The sequence below is a fragment of the Actinomyces oris genome, from assembly GCF_001937445.1.
In the GTDB taxonomy this organism is placed as follows: Bacteria; Actinomycetota; Actinomycetes; order Actinomycetales; family Actinomycetaceae; genus Actinomyces; species Actinomyces acetigenes.
Genome location: NZ_MSKS01000012.1, coordinates 624 through 1,947, shown reverse-complemented (window position 1 = coordinate 1,947; position 1,324 = coordinate 624). Strand labels below are relative to the sequence as shown.

The window sequence follows — 1,324 nt, the reverse complement described above, 5'->3', positions numbered from 1 at the left end:
GTCACCCGCCCGGCCCCGCCGGCCCGTGATCGCCCGCTGGATCCGGCGGCGGCACTCATCGAGTTTGTCTCCTGCTAGGGACACGACATGAAAAGGGTCCATGACCGCTCGGGCCTTGGGCAGCTCCTCGCCGGCGGCGCTCTCGGGACCCGGTGAAAGCCGCCCCGTGGCCACCACCTCGACCCGCCCACGCCAGTCCTGGTCGCGCTGGAAGAGCCAGGTCTTGAAGACCTTCTTGGACCGGCCCGGGACCACGTCCAGCAGCCGGGCCGGACCACTGCGGTCGCGTACCGGGGGTCAGGTCAATGACCACGGTGACACAACGATCGCCCCGCCTGGTGTGGCGCCACACACAGGGGGTACCTCCCGCACGGGAGCGAAGCGCGCGGGGGAGTCATCGACCCCGAGAACCTCCACGCCGTCGAAGTGGTGAGGGTTGCCGGTGATGGTCTGCTCGGCCCGGGTCAGTATTGCGTTGTTGGCGGTGTGCCAGGAGATCCCAAGGGCGGCTGCTACCCGGGAGACGGACATGGCCTCCAGGGCAAGGGCCCGCAGTCCCCACTGTCAAGCCCCGGGTTTTGTGGAGGCTGGTTTATCTGGTGCCGGTGGTTGCCGGTTGTGATCGTTCGTGGCGGTGGCGGTCGGGTGCCCAGGCGGCTTCGTGCTCGGCTGGGGTTCGCATACCGATGGCGGAGTGAGAGCGAATGGTGCCCGCCCAGTGGACCCACTCGGCGGTAGCGAGCACGGGCGGCGTCGATGTCCTGCCAGGGTCCCTGGCCAAAGGATGAGCTCGGCCTTGTACAAGGAGCTTGAGCGCCTCGGCCAGAGCAAAGCCGAAAGGAGTCGCCCTTCGACCCCACCGAGGCGACCGCCTCGCACTCGGCCAGGGCAGCCCCGAAGCGAGTAGACCTGTACTGCACGCCGCGGTCGCAAGTGGTGCACCAGGCCCGTCAGGTCGGCCCCCTGACGTTTTCGTTGCCAGACGGCCATCTCCAGGGCGTCTAGGGCCAGGTCGGTGCACACTGGCCGGTAGGTGGTTCTGCCAGCCGATGATCCTCCGGGAGTACACGTCGGTCACGGAAGCCACATAGACCCACCCGGAGAAGGTGCGTGCATAGGAGGGGGTACCTCCCACGCAGTGGGGGAATGTCGGCGACCCACAGCTCGTTCGGTCTGAACGCGTTGAAATGCCTTTTGATGAGGTGGGCCGGGCACTGCTCTCGCGGCGCGCTGCGCGTGGTGCGCGGGGACCTGGCGCGCCTGACGCCGCGTAGGCCCAGGTCACCCATGAGGCGCACGGGCGGGTACAGCGGGCCACGTGACC

The 1,324-nt window shown here is 68.4% G+C and carries 1 pseudogene; it reads right to left on the bottom strand.

Annotation, left to right across the window (positions count from 1 at the left end):
• Window positions 1–564 (bottom strand): annotated as a pseudogene (locus BKH20_RS13685) (ISL3 family transposase); the annotation flags it as partial.
• Window positions 565–1,324: the final 760 nt, after the last annotated feature.